Here is a 17034-nt window from a genome sequence, read left to right as displayed (position 1 = left end):
ATACCGCGCATTGATCATATCAGTGGATGTGCATTTACGCCCATCTCTTCCTCACTTCTACCCTATACGTAAAGCTGGGGTGAGTCGGATGATATGAATGCCGGTCAGCTTTGCGTGAGTAAGCAGCCTCATGCCCCAGCTTGGACGAGTTGCGTTATCCGCTGTACCGACTGCGTGAGCGGCGGCCAGCCTGGCTTGGGGGCGGGTCACTCTTGTCTGCCTTCGGGTTGTGGTCCCCAACCGGTTGACCGCCCCGTTCCTCAACAACGCGGATTTGGTCTTTCTGACGCAGTAACGGCATCAGGCTGTCTGGCAGCTCCAACAATCTTACTTGGCGTCCGTTGGTTCGAATCAGAACCAGATCGTCATCGACCATCTTGTAGCGCTCAATCGGCGTGACGGCGTTATCTGCTGGGAAAATAAAGAGGAAATCACCCGCTGGATTTCGGCGGATCTGGTAGACCGCTACATTCCGCGATTTTGGTGTTTGAGGTATAGCCATCACTATAAATTCCCGGAAATCCTGCGTATAACCAATATTGAACACGACAATTGATGCAATAATACAGCATCAAATTCGACCTCAAAATAGACTAGTCGGTTGATTAGTCATCAAATTTTCATAATGAAAACCGTTAGAAGTCATACAGCTTTCATAAACGTAATCTATATTGGAAATCAGCAAGAGAGAAGTGATCAGAGATTGATTAGATCGAGGATCTAACCAGGGCACTGACGCGATTTACTATAAGAATAAATGCGTTTGTGTTCGTTATAGTTTTTGCGCAAGGGCGCAAAGAAAGAATTATGGTTTTAAAGGCTGAGTTACACGTTCACATTAATGGCACGATTAGCAGCGACTTGCTGCCGGAATTGGCCGAACGCAACTCCGTACCCCTGACCGGTCCAAACTTTGATGCCGATGGCAACACACAGTGGACCGACTATCACGACTTCCACGAAGCTTACAGCGCCGGCTCTGCCGCGGTTCAGAACCCGCGTGATTTTGCCGATGTCGCCTATGACTACCTGCGCCGCTGCCATGAAGAGGGCGCCATTTACGTTGAGCTGATGGCCTCACCAGAGAAGAGCCATCGCGGTGGCTCAGACTTTGATGAGAACTTGCACGGCATTATTGATGGTATTGAGCGGGCAAAGCAGGATNTCGGCATTGAGAGCCGCATCATCCTGACTGCTAAACGCCACCGTGGGCCAGAGGATGGCTTCCGGATGCTACGCTCAGCAGAGAAATCGATGCAGGACCCGAAGGTTCGCCATTATGTCACCGGTTTCGGTATGGCCGGTGATGAGACTATGCACCGGGCGGCATCCTTCCGTGATCTGTTCCTCCGCGCCAAAGATATGGGCCTTCGCCTGACTGCCCATGCCGGTGAGGCGCTGGGTGCTGATGGTGTACAGGAAGTTATCGACATGCTGCCGGTTGAGCGGATTGGTCACGGTGTACGCGCCATCGAAGATCCAGAGCTGGTTAAAGAGCTGGCCGAGCGGGACATCCTGCTTGAGGTTTGCTTACGTAGTAATATCACCCTTGAGGTCTATCCAGACTTCCAATCGCATCCGTTTAATGCGCTTCGCGAAGCAGGGGTGAAGGTCTCAGTTAACTCTGATGACCCGGCTTTGTTCAGCGGTGGTATCGCTGATGAGTACAAGCTGGCCGAAGATGAGTTCGGCATGTCGCCGATGGATCAGCTTCAGATGACCCGCCAGGCGATTGAGCATGGCTTCATGGATGAGCTGACCCAGCGCCGCCTGCTTAAGCGCGTGGATCTAGCGATGGAAAACCTAGTCAAGGGTGTGCCCGTCGCAGATATCGATCCCGGTCCACAGGTCGCTAATGACAAGCTGCCACCTGAGCAGCCACGCCGTTCTATCGGTGATGGTCTGACCCCTGGCGGCGACCGCAAGCCATAACCAATCCCTTTAGATGATACGCTAACCTTGCCTTAGGCAGGGTGGACGTGGTCTCTGCGGTGCTGAGATTTGGATATCTTCAGCGGCTAGGTCTTCATGACGGCTATCGAACCTGTTCAACCTATTGCGGTGCTCGGCGCCGGTGCTTGGGGTACATCCCTGGCGGTGACCCTTGCTGGCAGTGGGCATGATGTGCGGCTTTGGACCCGTGAGGCCAGTCACGCTGACACCCTCCAGCAGGACGGTGTGAACAGCAAGTACCTACCCGATGTTGGCTTCCCTGCGGCCTTGTCCCTGTCATCTGCCGATCTTTCGGCGGTAACCGACGGTGCCGAGATGATCTTGCTCGCCGTGCCATCATCGGGCCTTGCCGATATCGCTGATCAGCTATCAGCCCTAGGGCATGATGGTGTGCCATTGGTGTTAGCGAGTAAGGGTGTTGATGACGAGACCGGCCAGCTACTCAGCGAACGGATTGGTAGTGCCTTACCAAAGTCGCCACTCGCCATTCTTTCGGGCCCAAGTTTTGCTGGCGAGCTAGCAGGCGGCAAACCCACAGCTATTACTCTGGGGTTGGCACCGGATACCGATGAGAAGCGTCTGTTGGGTCAGCGATTGGCGGCGACCCTGGCAGCCCCGCATTTCCGGATTTATCTGGCTGACGACCCAATCGGTGTTCAGATCGGCGGTGCGGTAAAGAATGTGATCGCCATTGCTTGTGGTGTGGCCGCTGGTTGTGGGTTCGGTGCCAATACCCAGGCCGCGCTGGTCACTCGCGGTCTAGCCGAGATTACGCGCTTAGCGCTAAGCCTAGGTGGGAAGGCGGAGACCATGATGGGTCTAGCCGGGCTGGGTGACTTGACCCTGACCTGCTCCAGCCGCCAATCCCGAAACTTCTCTTACGGCTTTGCCCGTGGGCAAGGTGATGACCATGAAATGGCCATGGCGAAAAGCGCCGGTGTGGTTGAGGGGGTAAGTAACGCTGCCACGGTTCAGAAGCTGGCGGCCAAGGCGGGCATTGAGATGCCAATCGTTGAGGCGATCAACGCAATCTTGAGCGGTAGCAGCATTGATGAGGCGATCCGCCAGCTGCTTGATCGCCCCCTTAAGGGCGAGGGGGGTGCCTGGCGCGATGTCAGTGTCACGCCAGGCTGACCCGGCTTACCAGCTGCCGGTGTTTTCCATTGAGGCCCAAGGCTCTGCCGGTGGCAGGCGGTCGCCCTTCTGAAGCAGCTCAATTGAGATGCCGTCTGGGGAGCGGACGAAGGCCATATGGCCGTCACGTGGTGGGCGATTGATCGTCACGCCACCATCCTGAAGCTTCTGGCAAAGCTCGTAGATGTTCTCGACGCGATAGGCGAGATGGCCAAAGTTACGGCCGCCATCATACTCTTCCGGGTCCCAATTATAGGTCAGCTCAACCTCGACGCCCTCTTGGCCAGGCGCGCTCAGGAAGATCAGGGTGAAGCGACCAGCCTCAACCTCTTTGCGGCGAACCTCTTCAAGGCCAAGGAGGTTGCAGTAAAAGTTCAAGCTCGCATCGATGTCTTTGATGCGAACCATGGTGTGTAGGTATTCCATTGTCTTAGATCCATTGCTGGCGATAAGCGGTATGGCCAGGGCCAGGCCCAGCGCATGTCAACGCACGGCATAGCAGGTGAGGGTGCCTGCCGTTAAGATCAACTATCGATTTAGTGAAACCGTGCGTGAGTTACGCAAACAGGTTCAATACTGCGCCGCGCTGCTGGTTCTGCTGGTTGAGTACCAGGAACTGAAGCTGACGCTGGGTTTGAAGCTGTTCATCCCGGGCATCAGCACGGGCCAAGTCGGTATCCTGTAAGGCGCCAAGACCAATCGTGATGGCATCACTGATCTCGGTGTTGAACTCAGCCTGACGCTCAGCAGCATTTAAGCCAGAGGCGATACGGCCGGTCTCAAGCGCTAAGTTCTGCTCAGCATCGTCAATTGCTGTGGTCACATCGCTGAGCTGGGTGGTCGGATCATTAAGGTCCAACGCATCAAGGCCAACGCCGCCGCCAGCGACTAACTCTTCATTTAGGCCGGTTGTGCTGAAATCTTCTGAATCAATATTCAGCTGCTCGCCATTGATGCCTGACACAACATTCAGGCCACCGGCTGGATCGTCGGCGGCAAGGTTAGCGCCGTTGAAAACAGCACTCTCAGAAATCTGGTTGATCTGGTTCAGCTGATCCTCAAAACCATTCGCCAAAATCTCACGCTGGGTACTGGAGTTGGCGGGGTTAAGCGCGAGGATCGCACTGGTGGTTGCCTGGCTCAGCAGGTTTGACGTGAAGTTGCTAGCGGCGAGGGCAGTTGTCGCGGGCCCATTGGCTGAGCCGATCGCGCCATTAACCGCATCAAACCCACGCAGGTCTGAACGGATGCCCTGGGCAACGCTGAAATTGGATGCCGCTTCAGGTCCAAACCGGTTGCCGGTTGAGATCTGGTTGCGGTTGGCTTGGAAGCGATCATTGGTGCCGTTGATTTGCTGCAGCAGAGTGAACAGCGGTGGCGACGTATTGATCGATGACATGGCTAACTAACCCCCGTGACTTCTTCCCCAGACATGCCGCTAGAAACATGTTCACCGATTTGAAAATCGGCGCCCCGGGGGTGCCCGATGCCGTCCAGTATTTCCCCTCAGAAACGCCGCTAGAATGGCACCACGCTTTTTGCGTACTGGATTATTTAGCACAAGCACACCTATGTGGCGAGCCCTGAGATCAAGAAAACCCGCAGAAATCTGCGGTTTTTCTGCGGGTTTCGATGACGTGTTGGTAACAAAGCCGTGACAACGGCGCTCAAGGCCGCAGTTTTGCTGCGCCCCAAGCATTTAGGCAAAACGCCCGGCAATTTTGCTTAAAATTCAATCTATTGCCGGGCGGTCATAAGGTTTAGTGCGATTTAGGATGTTCGGGCCTGTTCGCGGATGAAATTACCGGTCTGAAGGTCGCGCATCGCTTCCATCAATTCGGCCTGGGTGTTCATCACAATGGGCCCGTGCCATGCAACTGGCTCCCCCAAGGGTTGGCCAGAGACGAGAAGGAACCGCATGCCTTCAGGTCCGCTCTGCACCTCGACCTCATCACCGGTGCCGAAATGCACAATGGTTCGGTCACCGGTTAAGTCGCGCAGGGTCAGCTCTTGGCCGGCAAACTCCTTCTCAACCTTCACGCCGAGTGGGTTGCTCGCATCACGGAACTTACCGGAGCCTGCGAACACATAGGCGAAGGCATGGGCATAGGTATCCACCGGCAACACTTTCCGTGTGTTGGGGGGCAGTGAGACATCGAGATAAAGGGGATCAGCGGCGATACCGTCCACTGGACCCTTCTTGCCCCAGAAAGAGCCGATCACCACGCGCACAACGGTGCCGTCGTCATCGATGATCTCAGGAATATCCTGACCCTCAATATCCTGATAGCGGGGTGCCGTCATTTTGAGCGATGAGGGGAGATTGGCCCAGAGCTGGAACCCATGCATACGGCCAGCCGCATCACCGCGTGGCATTTCCTGGTGCATGATGCCAGACCCAGCGGTCATCCATTGAACCGAGCCGGGACCCAGCAAGCCCTTATTGCCAAGGCTATCCGCGTGCTCAACCTCACCAGCGAGGACGTAGGTGATGGTCTCAATCCCTCGGTGGGGGTGCCAGGGGAAGCCAGCCGCATAGCGCTCGGGATCATCGTTGCGGAAGTCGTCGAATAGCAGGAAGGGGTCAGTTTCCGTGGTCTGGCCGAAGCCGAAGCCACGATGCAGATGAACGCCTGCGCCTTCTAGGGTGGGTTGGGCTGTGACGGTTTTGGTCACTGGTCGGAACGACATGATTACTCTCCAAAAACAGCGTTTGAATGCTTGTTGATGGATATGGGCGACCCCGGGCAATCCCACAATTGCCGGGCCAGGCAACAGCTTGGTGCATGATTTGAAACAGTTATTCGGCGTTTTGACGGGATCAGTACTGGTAAATCACTCTGACAATCGCGATATTGAGGTGACCAGGGCAGCCGATACCTGCTGACCCCAGCGATATGACGAATGACCAGAACGATGAGCCAACCAACCGCAATAGCGGCCGGCGATGATAACTCAGCCGAGATGATCCCAGACGGGCCGTATTTTGCGGCCATTGATGTCGGGACGAACAACCTGCGTTTGCTGGTGGCCTCAATCGATGATCACGGTGAACCGACCGTGATTGACGCCTTCTCCCGTACTGTCCGCCTCGGCGCCCATCTGGATGCTGCCGGTGATATCGACCCTAAGGCGGTGGAGAAGGCCGCCAATGCACTTCGTATCTGTGCTGGTAAGATTAACCGCGCTGGCGTTGCCAGTTACCGCGCCGTGGCGACTGAGATTTGTCGCCGTGCCGGTAACCAGCTGCACTTCATCAACCGGGTACGCCAGCAAGCGCGCCTGAAGGTTGAGGTCATCTCCTGTGAGGAGGAGGCGCGCCTTGCCATGTTGGGCGTGTCACCGCTGATGGATGATCACATCACCGATTGCCTAGTCTTTGATATCGGTGGCGGCAGCTCAGAAATCGTATGGGGGCAAAGACAACCAAATGGCGAGCTAGCCTTGGTTGATCAGATATCGCTGCCCTTTGGTGTGGTGACCCTTATCGATCGCATCGATGAGGGCGAAGAGAAGCGGCGCCAGACCTATCAGATTCTAAAAACCGAATTGCAAGTCGCCTTGATGGAGGCGGAGCAGCGCTGGAAACTGCGCGACCGCGTTGCGGCCGGACAAGTGCAGGTGCTTGGTGCGTCCGGCACCGTTACCACTTTGGCCGGCATTCTACTGGGCCTAAATAAGTATCGCCGTGATCAGGTCGACGGTACCGATCTTGAGACCGGTAAGGCCGGTGCCATTATCGATAAGCTATTGGGGCAGGATCCCGAGACGCGGGCGAAGAATGGCTGTATTGGACGCCAACGATGTGAGTTGGTGCTTCCCGGCTGTGCTGTGTTTGAGGCCATCATCGCCATCTGGCCTGTCGATAAGGTGCGTGTCGCCGATCGCGGTGTGCGCGAGGGCATTTTGATCGACCTTGCTAAGCAACATGCGGATAAGGCGGCAATAGCCTCATGACATCATCAAAATCTGGGTCGGGCTCTGGTAAGAAGAGCTCAGGGCGCGGCAAGGATGCTGACCGCCGCCTTTCAAAACGGGTTAAGACAGCCCGGGGCCGTAAAACCTCTTCAACCCTTTGGCTGCAACGCCAGCTAAACGACCCTTACGTCGCTGAGGCTCGACGCCTTGGTTATCGAAGCCGGGCGGCGTTCAAGTTGATCGAGCTTGATGACAAGTTCCGCCTGTTAAAGCCGAACCAGACACCCAATCAGAAGATTGTTGATTTAGGGGCGGCACCCGGTGGTTGGACGCAGATTTGTGTCGAGCGCCTGCGCCTCGCGCGCGATACCGATCTGCATCCGGTGATCGGCATGGACCTTCAAGCGATTGAGAGCATGGCGGGGGCTGAGTTCCTGCAGCATGACTTTATGGATGATGATGCGCCGGACCTTTTGAAGAGTAAGCTCGGCGGCCCGGCTGACCTTGTATTGAGTGATATGTCACCAGCCACAACCGGGCACAAATCAACGGATCACTTACGCATCATGGCGCTGTCTGAGACGGCGGCCCATTTCGCCAGCGAGGTTCTGGCCCAGGGCGGCGCCTTCGTCGCGAAGGTGTTCCAGGGTGGGGCGGAGAATGATCTGCTCAACGCACTAAAGCGCGACTTCACCCAGGTGCGCCATTTTAAGCCGCCATCGAGCCGTTCAGAGTCCGCTGAGACTTATGTGGTTGCCCAGGGCTTTAGAGGAAAAGTCGGCGATTTGACTTAGGTTCTACCCAAGTAGCCGCTATGGGGGTCATTTTGAATAACGACGAAGAAGACTCGCGGTCCAAATGGGTGCCGATTGATAGAGCCCCAGCCAAGTGTGGTTTCGTTTTAGTTACTTGGGAAAGTAGGTACGACCGCCCACCAGAGGTTGCCGCACGTAAGAATTGGGATCGACCTTGGATGACCTTTGGCGGTGAAATCTTGCATGGTCCAAGCCATTTCTCACCTCTACCTGAAAACCCAAAATCTGAACTTGAATCTCCGTCTTGGATCAATGCAGAGAGGCTTGGCAGGCGAACAAAGCGAATAAATCGAGCTATTATTTGGGGAAGCTCTGTTCTGTGGCTGCTACTTCTCTCTGCGATGGTCTTTGGCGATAGCACCAAGGATCGCTCCCTTTCTGAGTTGCTCGTTCTTCCTACGCCTGCACCCTACGACACCCGTGTACTAGACTAGTTCTCAAGAGTGCTTTTTGGACCGTGGCGGCGGCCATGCGCATTTCGCCGCTTCACAAAGCGCTTCTAATCACTATAGTCCCGGCAACTCTTGCGAAGCCCGTTGCCTGGATTGATACCGACCATGATGCAGATCGAAGACGCCCTAACCTTTGACGATGTGCTGCTGGTGCCTGGCAAGTCAGAGGTGATGCCGAACCAGACCGAGACCTCTTGTCAGTTCTCTCGCGGTATTCGCCTCGGTATCCCGCTCGCATCCGCCGCCATGGACACGGTTACCGAGCACCGCCTAGCGATTGCCATGGCCCAGGCCGGTGGCATTGGTACCCTTCACCGCAACATGTCGATCGCCCAGCAGGCGAGCGAAGTGTCAGCCGTTAAGCGGTTTGAGAGCGGCATGGTGGTTAACCCAATCACCATCACCCCAGAAACCAAGTTAAGCGATGCCCTCAGCACGATGGAGATGCACCGCATCTCTGGCATCCCGGTCGTTGAGGCCTCTGGCAAGCTGGTTGGCATCCTGACCAACCGCGATGTTCGGTTTGCTGAGAATACTGATACGCCGGTCAGCGAATTGATGACCAAAGAAGGCCTCATCACCGTGCGTGAAGGCGTTGAGCGGGAAGAGGCAAAGCGCCTGCTGCACAAGCATCGGATTGAGAAGCTGTTGGTGGTCGACGACACATATTGCTGTATCGGCCTGATCACCGTGAAAGATATTGAGAAGGCGCAGAACCACCCCAACTCCGCCAAGGATGATAAGGGCCGCCTGCGCGTTGCTGCTGCAGTTGGTACCGGTGATGCAGGTGTAGCCCGGGCGCAAGCACTGATCGATGCCGAGGTTGATGCGGTTGTCGTTGATACGGCCCATGGCCACTCACAGGCGGTTTTGAACACCGTTAAGAAGGTCCGCGCCCTATCGAATGAGGTGCAGGTTGTAGCGGGCAACATCGCCACCCGTGACGGTGCGCAGGCACTGATGGATGTCGGTGCTGATGCCGTGAAGGTTGGCATTGGCCCCGGTTCCATTTGCACGACACGGATTGTGGCTGGTGTCGGTGTTCCACAGATGACCGCGATTTCTGAAGCTGTTGAAGCCTGCCATGACCAGAACGTGCCGGTGATCGCAGATGGCGGCATCAAAGTCTCTGGCGATCTGGCCAAGGCGATTGCCGCCGGTGCTAGCTGCGCCATGATGGGCTCACTGCTCGCCGGTACTGAGGAAAGCCCCGGTGAGGTGGTGTTCTATCAGGGCCGTTCTTACAAAACCTATCGCGGTATGGGCTCCATCGGGGCCATGGCTCGCGGTAGTGCCGACCGGTATTTCCAGGGCCAAATTAAAGAGAGCAATAAGCTGGTTCCTGAAGGGGTCGAGGGCCGGGTGCCTTACCGCGGTCTGCTCGATACCGTACTGCACCAGTTGGTTGGTGGTTTGAAGGCCGCCATGGGCTATACCGGCAATCGCACCATCGAAGAGATGCAGCAGAACTGCCGAATGGTTCGCATCACCAATGCAGGCCTGCGTGAGAGCCATGTCCACGATATTGAGATGGTTGCCGAAACGCCGAATTACCGGCTCGACTAGGCACACCCAATCTTATGCGTGATGGCCCCCGTTGGCAGACGATCATCGATCTGCTTGATCAGACTTTTAACGACCGTGTTCCGGCGGATCTGGCGATCCGGCGTTGGTCAAAATCTGCCCGCTTTGCCGGATCAAAAGACCGTCGTTTTATCGGCGATAATCTGTTCGATATCTTCCGTCAGCTCGGTGCGTTGAAGTTTCAGCTGGCTGAGGCTGGTGGTGACATCAACAGCGCCCGGCAGATCGCGCTACTGGCCGCTGGGGCAGGGGCTAAAGAACTGTTCGATGGCTCCCAACACGCACCAGCTGCTGTCAGTGATAATGAGGGAGCGCTGCTGGAAAAGGCACTGGCAGTTGAGGTGCCGGCAGAACAAGCCATGGCGCTGCCTGACTGGGCGCAGGCCCACTTCGCAGCCTCATTCGGTGGTGATGATGCTTGGCGGGCAGAGGCGACAGCACTCCTATCGCCAGCCTCGGTGGATCTGCGCCTACGCAGCGCGAAGGATGACCGGGACGATATGCTGAAGACATTGGGCGCCCGCGGCGTCGATGTTGATGCGACACCAATTTCGCCGCTGGGCCTGCGGATCAGTGGCCGGTTCGCCGCTGGTGATGTACCAGAGCTGAATGACGGCCAACTTGAAATCCAGGATGAGGCCTCCCAACTTTGCGCTCTGCTCGTTGATGCTCAGCCTAAGATGCAGGTGCTGGACCTCTGCGCTGGTGCTGGCGGCAAAACCCTCGCCATGGCCGGACAGATGGCGGGGCAGGGACGCCTGCTGGCCGTAGACGCTGATGATCATAAACTTGAGGAAGGGCGCCGTCGGGTTAAGCGGGCACGCTGGCCGCATATTGAGTTGCTGCATGCCGATGCCCTGACCGCACCAGAAGATGCGCTCGCCGGTGATTGGGACCGTGTGCTGGTTGATGCCCCCTGCAGTGGCAGTGGCACCTGGCGACGCGCACCCGATGCGCGTTGGCGGATGGATGCCGATGACCTGGATGCTCTGGTGGAATTACAGGGCAAACTACTCGACCGTGCTGCCAGCCTGGTAAAGCCGGGTGGTCTTCTTTGCTACGTCACTTGTTCAATGTTGAGTGTAGAGAATAATCAGCAAATACAGTCGTTTATGAATCGATCTTCTGATTTTTCCGTGGTTGATTTTGACGCAAGCTGGGCTGCGATTTTTGAAGATGGTGAAATCCCGGCAGTGCATCGCCAGGAAGCTGGTTGGATGATGACCCCAGCACTTAATGGCACGGACGGCTTCTACATGGCGGTTCTGAAGCGAGAGGCTTAGGCCCGCTGCGGCGAGAAAGGTCGCCGGTATTCCTTGTTCTTTGTTGCGGTTGACCCCAAACTCTTAGGCATGAGTTTGGTCATCCGTGAGGCAACCCGCATTGATTTGCCTGATCTGGTCTCGGTCTACCACCGGGCCTGGGTCGAGGCTTATGCGCGGCTTTTGCCGGTCAAACTCCTAAGTCCGAAGCTGCCGGTCTTCTCGCTGGAACGGTGGGAGAAAACGTTTCACCAACCACGCACCAGTACCTTCGTCTTGGAAGATATGGATGGCGCCATGGTTGGTTTTGGCCGGGCAGGCCCGCGGCGGGACGTGCCATCGCCGATGCAGCGTCCTGTGGGCGAGATACAGGCGATCTATCTCCTGCATCATGCACAGGGGCAGGGTGGTGGCCGCCAGCTGATGGAAGCGATGGGCAAGCGACTGATCGCCGATGGGTTTACCACTGGGATTTGCTGGGTTCTTGCCTCAAATGAAACCGCGCGCGAGTTTTATGAGCATATGGGTGGTGAACGGGCGGAACGCCGTCAAATCACCCTGGGCGGTAAGCGGTTGAATGAGGTTAGTTACCACTGGCCGCAGCTCGCCGAGATAGAGCGTTTTGAGACGCTTTAGCCTAACGCTTCATCGCGTCTTGGCAGGGCCCACCGTCTTGCGCTAAAACCCTAGCTCCGCCGCTCAAATCGAAGGTTTATCCCTATGTCCGAAGCCGTCCAGGACGTGGCCCGATCATCCAATCCAGATTCAGCCGATAATGGTGCGAAAGGCGCCATTGCCGAGGCTCATGATCGTATCCTGATCCTCGATTTCGGTTCCCAGGTTACCCAGCTAATCGCCCGTCGCCTGCGCGAGATTGGTGTCTATTGCGAGATCCATCCCTTCGCGATGAAGCCTGAAGCGATCAAAGCCTATGATCCAAAGGGCATCATCCTGTCGGGCGGCCCTGCCTTTGTGACCGATGAGAATGCACCCATGGCACCCGAAGTGGTGTTTGAGATGGGCGTGCCAATCCTTGGCATCTGCTACGGCCAGTATCTGCTTTGCCATCAGCTTGGCGGTAAGGTTGAGAGCCATGATCACCGTGAGTTCGGCCGCGCCTTCATCGATGTGACCGATGATTGTGATCTGTTTGAGGGCCATTGGTCCAAGGGTCAGACTGAAGAAGTTTGGATGAGCCATGGCGACCGCGTCACTGGCTTGCCCGAGGGCTTCCGCGCTGTTGCCAGCACCGATGGCGCCCCATGCGCCGTGATCGCCAATGATGCGAAGCACTATTACGGCGTGCAGTTCCACCCAGAGGTGGTGCACACGCCCCATGGTAAGGACCTGCTGCGTAACTTCGTGATGAAGGTTGTTGGCTGCACCGGTGATTGGACCATGGCCGCCTATAAGGATGAGGCGATTGCCAAAATCCAGGCGCAGGTTGGTGATCAGAAGGTGATCTGTGGCCTCTCTGGCGGGGTCGATAGTGCCGTTACAGCGGTCCTGCTGCATGAGGCGATTGGCGACCAGTTGACCTGTATCTTCGTCGATCACGGTCTGATGCGCGCCAATGAGGCGGATGAGGTCGTCACCCTGTTCCGTGAGACCTACAACATCCCGCTGGTACATGTGGAAGCGGCTGATCTGTTCCTTGGTGAGTTGGACGGTGTTTCCGACCCTGAGACCAAGCGGAAGATTATCGGCAAGCTGTTCATCGATGTCTTCGAGGCAGAAGCTGAGAAAATCGGCGGCGCTGACTTCCTGGCCCAGGGCACGCTCTATCCTGACGTGATTGAGAGTGTCTCTTTCACTGGCGGACCGAGCGTTACGATCAAGTCCCACCACAATGTGGGTGGCCTACCAGAGCGCATGAATATGAAGCTGGTTGAGCCGCTGCGTGAGCTATTCAAGGATGAGGTTCGGGCCCTCGGCCGTGAGCTGGGCCTGCCCGAGAGTTTTGTTGGCCGCCATCCATTCCCAGGTCCGGGCCTGGCAATCCGCTGCCCGGGTGAGATCACCATCGACAAGCTGGATATCCTCCGCAAGGCCGATGCGATCTATCTGGAAGAAATCCGCAACGCCGGTCTTTATGACGAGATCTGGCAGGCTTTTGCCGCCATTCTGCCGGTTCGTTCGGTCGGTGTGATGGGTGATGGCCGGACCTATGACTATCTCTGCTCACTCCGCGCGGTGACGTCGGTTGATGGCATGACGGCGGATTATTATCCGTTCAGCCACGACTTACTGTCCCGCGTCTCAACCCGTATCACCAATGAGGTGCGGGGCATCAATCGCGTCCTGTATGACGTCACGTCGAAGCCACCAGGCACGATTGAGTATGAGTGACCTGTTTGGGCGCATTGCCGCGCTGAAACAGCGTTGGGCCAATGGTGAGGCGGTTTACAACGCCTGGCTCGGTTTGCCTGATCCCTTAGTCGCCGAGATTATCTCCCGGAACGGTTGGGAAACCGTCACCATCGACATGCAGCATGGGCTGATTGAGCTCGCCAGCTTGCCGAAGATGCTGCAGGCCGTGGGCAATAGTGGTGCTGTGCCACTGGTCCGGGTGCCCTGGAATGAACCTGGTGTGATCATGAAGGCATTGGATGCGGGCGCTGCCGGCATCATCGCGCCGATGATCAATTCAGTAGATGAGGCGAAGGCATTTGCCGATGCTTGTCGCTATCCGCCAGCGGGTAGCCGCAGCTATGGCCCCATTCGGGCCGGTATGCAGGCTGAGGGCTATGCTGCCAAGGCCAATGACCACATTCTAGCCTTTGCCATGATCGAAACCCGGGAGGCTTATGAGGCGAGGGAAGAGATCATTGCTACCGATGGCATTGATGGGGTGCTAATCGGGCCCAGTGATTTGAGCTTATCCCTCGGCTTCCAACCCGGCCGCGACCCTGATGAGGCCGAGGTGGTTTCCGCCATTGCCGATATTCGGGAGGCTGCGGAAGCGGCGGGCAAACTATCGGCCATCTACACAATCACAACGCCAGCCGCGATCCGCGCGGCTAGTGAGGGCTTCTCACTTGTTATTGGGTGCAATGATGGTGCGATGGTGACCGAGGGGGCTAAGGCCCGCCTCAGTAAGCTTAAGCGCTAAGCTTCGTGGCCGGACTTAATTAGTGGCCGGACCAGCCCGGCGCGTAGCGTGAGCGTGGTGGCTTTGGCATCGCGGCGGTTGAGCCACCGCTAACACCTTGCTTGGACAACTCAATTTCTAGCTTCGCAAGATGGCGTCGCATGGCATGAAGCTGGGTGGCCAGGGTCATGGCGACCTGTTCTGGTTGGTCGCTGGCGCCGTCACTCTCGCGCCAATTGGCATAGGCCTTAATCAGCATCTCGGCCTGATCGCTCAAACCCCGAACAACTGGGTCTTTAAGCATTGGGCTCTCAGGTACCGCTTGTGCCTCCACGGGCCGAAGTTGGCTTGGGTTTTCAATTGAGCCAGTGGTGCGTCGAACCGGGGTCGGTAGATGCTCTACACCGGTCAGGTCGCCATAGATCGTCTCAGCTTTTTTGACGATGTATGAGATGGCGCTGGGCGTGCAATCAAAGTCGTCCGCGATCTTAGTAAGGGTCGCACCCCGTTGATATTGTTGCAAAATACCTGGCCAGGCAGTCTGCGGTATCCGGCGTCCCCGACGCTTAGTTGATTTGCGTTGGGCCTTCTTACTTGGCTTGGCGGGCGTTTGGCGCGTGGCATCCATGACGTATTGCAACGAACATCATATGCGGGTTGTGGAACACCACATGGCTATGCGACTGGCCCTGACACACACCAGCCGAAAAGCCTATTAAGACAAATGACTCGGTGATTCAGCGATTCGTCGGGATTTTTGGTGTATGGCGCAGAACGCAACACCGGATTCGTGGGCATGTAATGCTCACAAATAAGAGAGCGATTCCTGACCGTGCCGGCGTTTAGCGGCAGTGGGGCAGGAATTTGAGGATGCTCTCAATCACCAGCTCTGGGTACTCAGCATGGGGCGTGTGATTGCAGCGTTTCAGCCCCATCATCTCCGCATGACCCTGGATGCCATCCCGGATCGTGGTCAGCTGGGCAAAGCTGCCATACTGGTCTTCCTCACCTTGGATGCCGAGTACGGGGCATCGGATCATCGGCAAGCGGTTGATCATGTTCCAGGCTTTAAAGGCCGGGTGGGTCCAGGTCTTGTANCAACGCTGGAAGATCCCCTCAGGGTCAGCGTGATACTTAGATAGGCCATCACGAAGGTCACCGCTGGAGTAAGCCCGGGCGGCACGGCGAATACCTTTAATCGTCTCGTCTTCCACCATCACATGGGGCGCTTCAACGATGCAGCCTTGGACCTTGTCTGGATTGGTCGCGGCCATCATCAGAGCAATGGTGGCGCCATCGCTATGACCCATCAGGATGGCACGTTCGATACCACGCTCGGCCATCACGGCTGGCAATACCTCATCCGCCTCACGCTTCAGGTAGTCGGCATCTGGTGCCACCTCATCCTGATCATCTCGTGGGATCGGGGTCGATTGGCCATGGCCCTGACGGGAATAGGCGAGGCCACTACAACCGGTGGCCTTACAAAGGCGGTCGGGGAAATCACGCCATAGACCAGCGGAGCCCAACCCCTCATGCAGGAAGATGATCGTCGGCGCCCACCGCTCGCTGGCAGGTATCCAGCGATACTCCAGTTCGACCCCATTGAGGGTCAGCCGATCAAGATCGGTTGGTGGGGCCACCTTTTCCATTAAGCAGCTGCCGCGGCGGCCTCTTCAGCGGTCCACAGATTGGCAGCACCACGTACGCCGCTGCTGTCGCCGTGGACAGCCGGGCGGATTGGTACATCCACACCATCTGAGAAGCAGTATTTGTTCAAGAGACCGGGCAGGTTGTCATAGAGCCGGTCAAAGTTCGACATGCCGCCACCCAGAACGATCACATTCGGATCGAGGATATTGATGACATGGGATAGGGAGCGGGCGAGGCGATCCTCATACCGTTCAATAGAGGCAATTGCCTGCGGGTCACCGGTGCGGACCAAATTGTGAATGGCAGGGCCATCCAGTTCTTGGCCGGTGTGCTTGGCGTGATCGCGGGAGAAGCCGGGGCCAGACACCCAGGTCTCAATGCATCCATACTTACCGCAATAGCATTTGGGGCCCGGCAGTTCTTCAGCGCTCGGCCAAGGAAGTGGGTTATGGCCAAACTCACCAGCGATTGCATGGCGGCCGGTTACGGCGCGGCCGTTAATGGCGATGCCAGCACCGGTCCCGGTACCGATGATGACGGCAAAGACAACCTCAGCACCGGCGGCGGCACCGTCGGTAGCCTCGGATACGGCCAGACAGTTGGCGTCGTTTTGCGCGCGTACGGGGCGGCCCAGGGCGGCTGCCACATCCTTGTCGAATGGCTTGCCAATCAACCATGTGGAGTTGGCATTCTTCACCAGGCCACTAGCTGGGGAGATTGCCCCGGGCATACCAATGCCAACCGTCGATGTATCGCCCACCTGGCGCTCCACGGCCTTAATCAGATTGTCGATGGCAGCAATTGTGCCCTCGTAATCATCCTTAGGGGTCGCCACGCGCTGACGAAGCAGCTCGTTCCCGGTGTTATCAAGGGCAACCGCCTCAATCTTGGTGCCGCCCAAATCAATGCCAATACGGATCATCGGTCGTTCTTTTATGTCTTTATATCTAACGGTGATGCGCTGGTTTGCGAGCCGAGGGCCCTCTTGGTGGCCAACGGCAAACCGGCGCTCGTTAAAGCCGATGCGGGGCATGGTTGCAAGCACCGGTGTGCCAGATGCGGTTAAGATTTCCCCCCAGGGCATGCACAGCTGTTTTGAATAACCATGGTCATATTCGGTTGCCAAATTTGACGGCTTTGCGGCACACTCCGGGTCCAATTTAGGCGGGTGG

Annotated in this window: 16 protein-coding genes; 9 read left to right on the top strand and 7 right to left on the bottom strand. The window is 56.8% G+C overall.

The window, feature by feature from the left end; translation table 11 throughout:
• Nucleotides 1–154 precede the first annotated feature (154 nt).
• Nucleotides 155–502 carry a hypothetical protein gene (locus KI792_06525; GenBank protein ID MBV6632672.1) on the bottom strand — a complete coding sequence of 116 codons (348 nt, stop codon included), beginning with the start codon at nt 500–502 and terminating at the stop codon, nt 155–157.
• 305 nt (nt 503–807) lie between these two features.
• On the opposite strand from KI792_06525, the gene add reads away from it, so the two are divergent.
• Entirely contained in the window at nt 808–1932 is a 1125-nt protein-coding gene (gene add / locus KI792_06520) for an adenosine deaminase (GenBank protein ID MBV6632671.1), read from the top strand.
• A gap of 96 nt (nt 1933–2028) precedes the next feature.
• On the top strand, nt 2029–3087 hold the full coding sequence (locus tag KI792_06515; protein ID MBV6632670.1) for an NAD(P)-dependent glycerol-3-phosphate dehydrogenase: 1059 nt from the start codon (nt 2029–2031) through the stop codon (nt 3085–3087).
• A 6-nt stretch (nt 3088–3093) separates the two neighbouring features.
• On the opposite strand, the gene KI792_06510 is transcribed toward KI792_06515, so the two are convergent.
• The 3 genes from KI792_06510 to KI792_06500 all read right to left on the bottom strand — a co-directional run bounded on the left by KI792_06510 (nt 3094) and on the right by KI792_06500 (nt 5778).
• On the bottom strand, nt 3094–3513 hold the full coding sequence (locus KI792_06510) for a VOC family protein (GenBank protein MBV6632669.1): 420 nt from the start codon (nt 3511–3513) through the stop codon (nt 3094–3096).
• Nucleotides 3514–3643: 130 nt separating this feature from the next.
• Nucleotides 3644–4486 carry a hypothetical protein gene (locus KI792_06505; protein ID MBV6632668.1) on the bottom strand — a complete coding sequence of 281 codons (843 nt, stop codon included), beginning with the start codon at nt 4484–4486 and terminating at the stop codon, nt 3644–3646.
• Nucleotides 4487–4857: 371 nt separating this feature from the next.
• Nucleotides 4858–5778, bottom strand: a complete 921-nt coding sequence (locus KI792_06500; protein ID MBV6632667.1) for a pirin family protein — start codon at nt 5776–5778, stop codon at nt 4858–4860.
• Nucleotides 5779–6051: 273 nt separating this feature from the next.
• On the opposite strand from KI792_06500, the gene KI792_06495 reads away from it, so the two are divergent.
• From KI792_06495 to KI792_06465, 7 genes are all read left to right on the top strand, one after another.
• Nucleotides 6052–7044 carry a Ppx/GppA family phosphatase gene (locus KI792_06495; GenBank protein ID MBV6632666.1) on the top strand — a complete coding sequence of 331 codons (993 nt, stop codon included), beginning with the start codon at nt 6052–6054 and terminating at the stop codon, nt 7042–7044.
• Nucleotides 7041–7799 (top strand): RlmE family RNA methyltransferase, encoded by a 759-nt coding sequence (locus tag KI792_06490; GenBank protein ID MBV6632665.1) that lies wholly within the window; start codon nt 7041–7043, stop codon nt 7797–7799. The genes KI792_06495 and KI792_06490 overlap by 4 nt, the downstream gene beginning before the upstream one ends.
• A 581-nt stretch (nt 7800–8380) precedes the next feature.
• Nucleotides 8381–9838, top strand: coding sequence for an IMP dehydrogenase (gene guaB / locus KI792_06485; protein ID MBV6632664.1), 1458 nt, complete (start codon nt 8381–8383; stop codon nt 9836–9838).
• A 14-nt stretch (nt 9839–9852) separates the two neighbouring features.
• Entirely contained in the window at nt 9853–11139 is a 1287-nt protein-coding gene (locus KI792_06480) for an RsmB/NOP family class I SAM-dependent RNA methyltransferase (GenBank protein ID MBV6632663.1), read from the top strand.
• 69 nt (nt 11140–11208) lie between these two features.
• Nucleotides 11209–11754 (top strand): GNAT family N-acetyltransferase, encoded by a 546-nt coding sequence (locus tag KI792_06475; protein ID MBV6632662.1) that lies wholly within the window; start codon nt 11209–11211, stop codon nt 11752–11754.
• Between the two features lie 156 nt (nt 11755–11910).
• Nucleotides 11911–13467 (top strand): glutamine-hydrolyzing GMP synthase, encoded by a 1557-nt coding sequence (gene guaA, locus KI792_06470; GenBank protein MBV6632661.1) that lies wholly within the window; start codon nt 11911–11913, stop codon nt 13465–13467.
• Nucleotides 13460–14230 carry a 2,4-dihydroxyhept-2-ene-1,7-dioic acid aldolase gene (locus KI792_06465; GenBank protein ID MBV6632660.1) on the top strand — a complete coding sequence of 257 codons (771 nt, stop codon included), beginning with the start codon at nt 13460–13462 and terminating at the stop codon, nt 14228–14230. The genes guaA and KI792_06465 overlap by 8 nt, the downstream gene beginning before the upstream one ends.
• A 19-nt stretch (nt 14231–14249) precedes the next feature.
• Here KI792_06465 and KI792_06460 read toward each other — a convergent pair whose 3' ends face one another.
• The 3 genes from KI792_06460 to KI792_06450 form a co-directional block, all read right to left on the bottom strand.
• Complete coding sequence (locus tag KI792_06460) at nt 14250–14837, bottom strand: hypothetical protein (protein MBV6632659.1); 588 nt, start codon at nt 14835–14837, stop codon at nt 14250–14252.
• Nucleotides 14838–15051: 214 nt separating this feature from the next.
• Nucleotides 15052–15861 carry an alpha/beta hydrolase gene (locus KI792_06455; GenBank protein MBV6632658.1) on the bottom strand — a complete coding sequence of 270 codons (810 nt, stop codon included), beginning with the start codon at nt 15859–15861 and terminating at the stop codon, nt 15052–15054.
• The gene (locus KI792_06450) at nt 15861–16784 is read right to left on the bottom strand and encodes an ROK family protein (GenBank protein MBV6632657.1); all 924 of its coding nucleotides are present in this window, start codon (nt 16782–16784) and stop codon (nt 15861–15863) included. Before KI792_06450 ends, KI792_06455 begins: the two co-directional genes overlap by 1 nt.
• Nucleotides 16785–17034: the final 250 nt, after the last annotated feature.

This window comes from Alphaproteobacteria bacterium SS10 (assembly GCA_019192455.1).
Lineage (GTDB): Bacteria > Pseudomonadota > Alphaproteobacteria > TMED2 > TMED2 > TMED2.
Note: the sequence above shows the minus strand (reverse complement) of the source record. Positions and strands in the feature narration are given on the sequence as shown.

Coding starts and splice junctions, on each gene's coding strand:
- KI792_06525 (MBV6632672.1), bottom strand. CDS start 502: ATGGCTATACCTCAAACACCAAAATCGCGGAATGTAGCGGTCTACCAG.
- KI792_06515 (MBV6632670.1), top strand. CDS start 2,029: ATGACGGCTATCGAACCTGTTCAACCTATTGCGGTGCTCGGCGCCGGT.
- KI792_06510 (MBV6632669.1), bottom strand. CDS start 3,513: ATGGAATACCTACACACCATGGTTCGCATCAAAGACATCGATGCGAGC.
- KI792_06505 (MBV6632668.1), bottom strand. CDS start 4,486: ATGTCATCGATCAATACGTCGCCACCGCTGTTCACTCTGCTGCAGCAA.
- KI792_06500 (MBV6632667.1), bottom strand. CDS start 5,778: ATGTCGTTCCGACCAGTGACCAAAACCGTCACAGCCCAACCCACCCTA.
- KI792_06495 (MBV6632666.1), top strand. CDS start 6,052: ATGATCCCAGACGGGCCGTATTTTGCGGCCATTGATGTCGGGACGAAC.
- KI792_06490 (MBV6632665.1), top strand. CDS start 7,041: ATGACATCATCAAAATCTGGGTCGGGCTCTGGTAAGAAGAGCTCAGGG.
- guaB (MBV6632664.1), top strand. CDS start 8,381: ATGCAGATCGAAGACGCCCTAACCTTTGACGATGTGCTGCTGGTGCCT.
- KI792_06480 (MBV6632663.1), top strand. CDS start 9,853: ATGCGTGATGGCCCCCGTTGGCAGACGATCATCGATCTGCTTGATCAG.
- KI792_06475 (MBV6632662.1), top strand. CDS start 11,209: ATGAGTTTGGTCATCCGTGAGGCAACCCGCATTGATTTGCCTGATCTG.
- KI792_06465 (MBV6632660.1), top strand. CDS start 13,460: ATGAGTGACCTGTTTGGGCGCATTGCCGCGCTGAAACAGCGTTGGGCC.
- KI792_06460 (MBV6632659.1), bottom strand. CDS start 14,837: ATGGATGCCACGCGCCAAACGCCCGCCAAGCCAAGTAAGAAGGCCCAA.
- KI792_06450 (MBV6632657.1), bottom strand. CDS start 16,784: ATGATCCGTATTGGCATTGATTTGGGCGGCACCAAGATTGAGGCGGTT.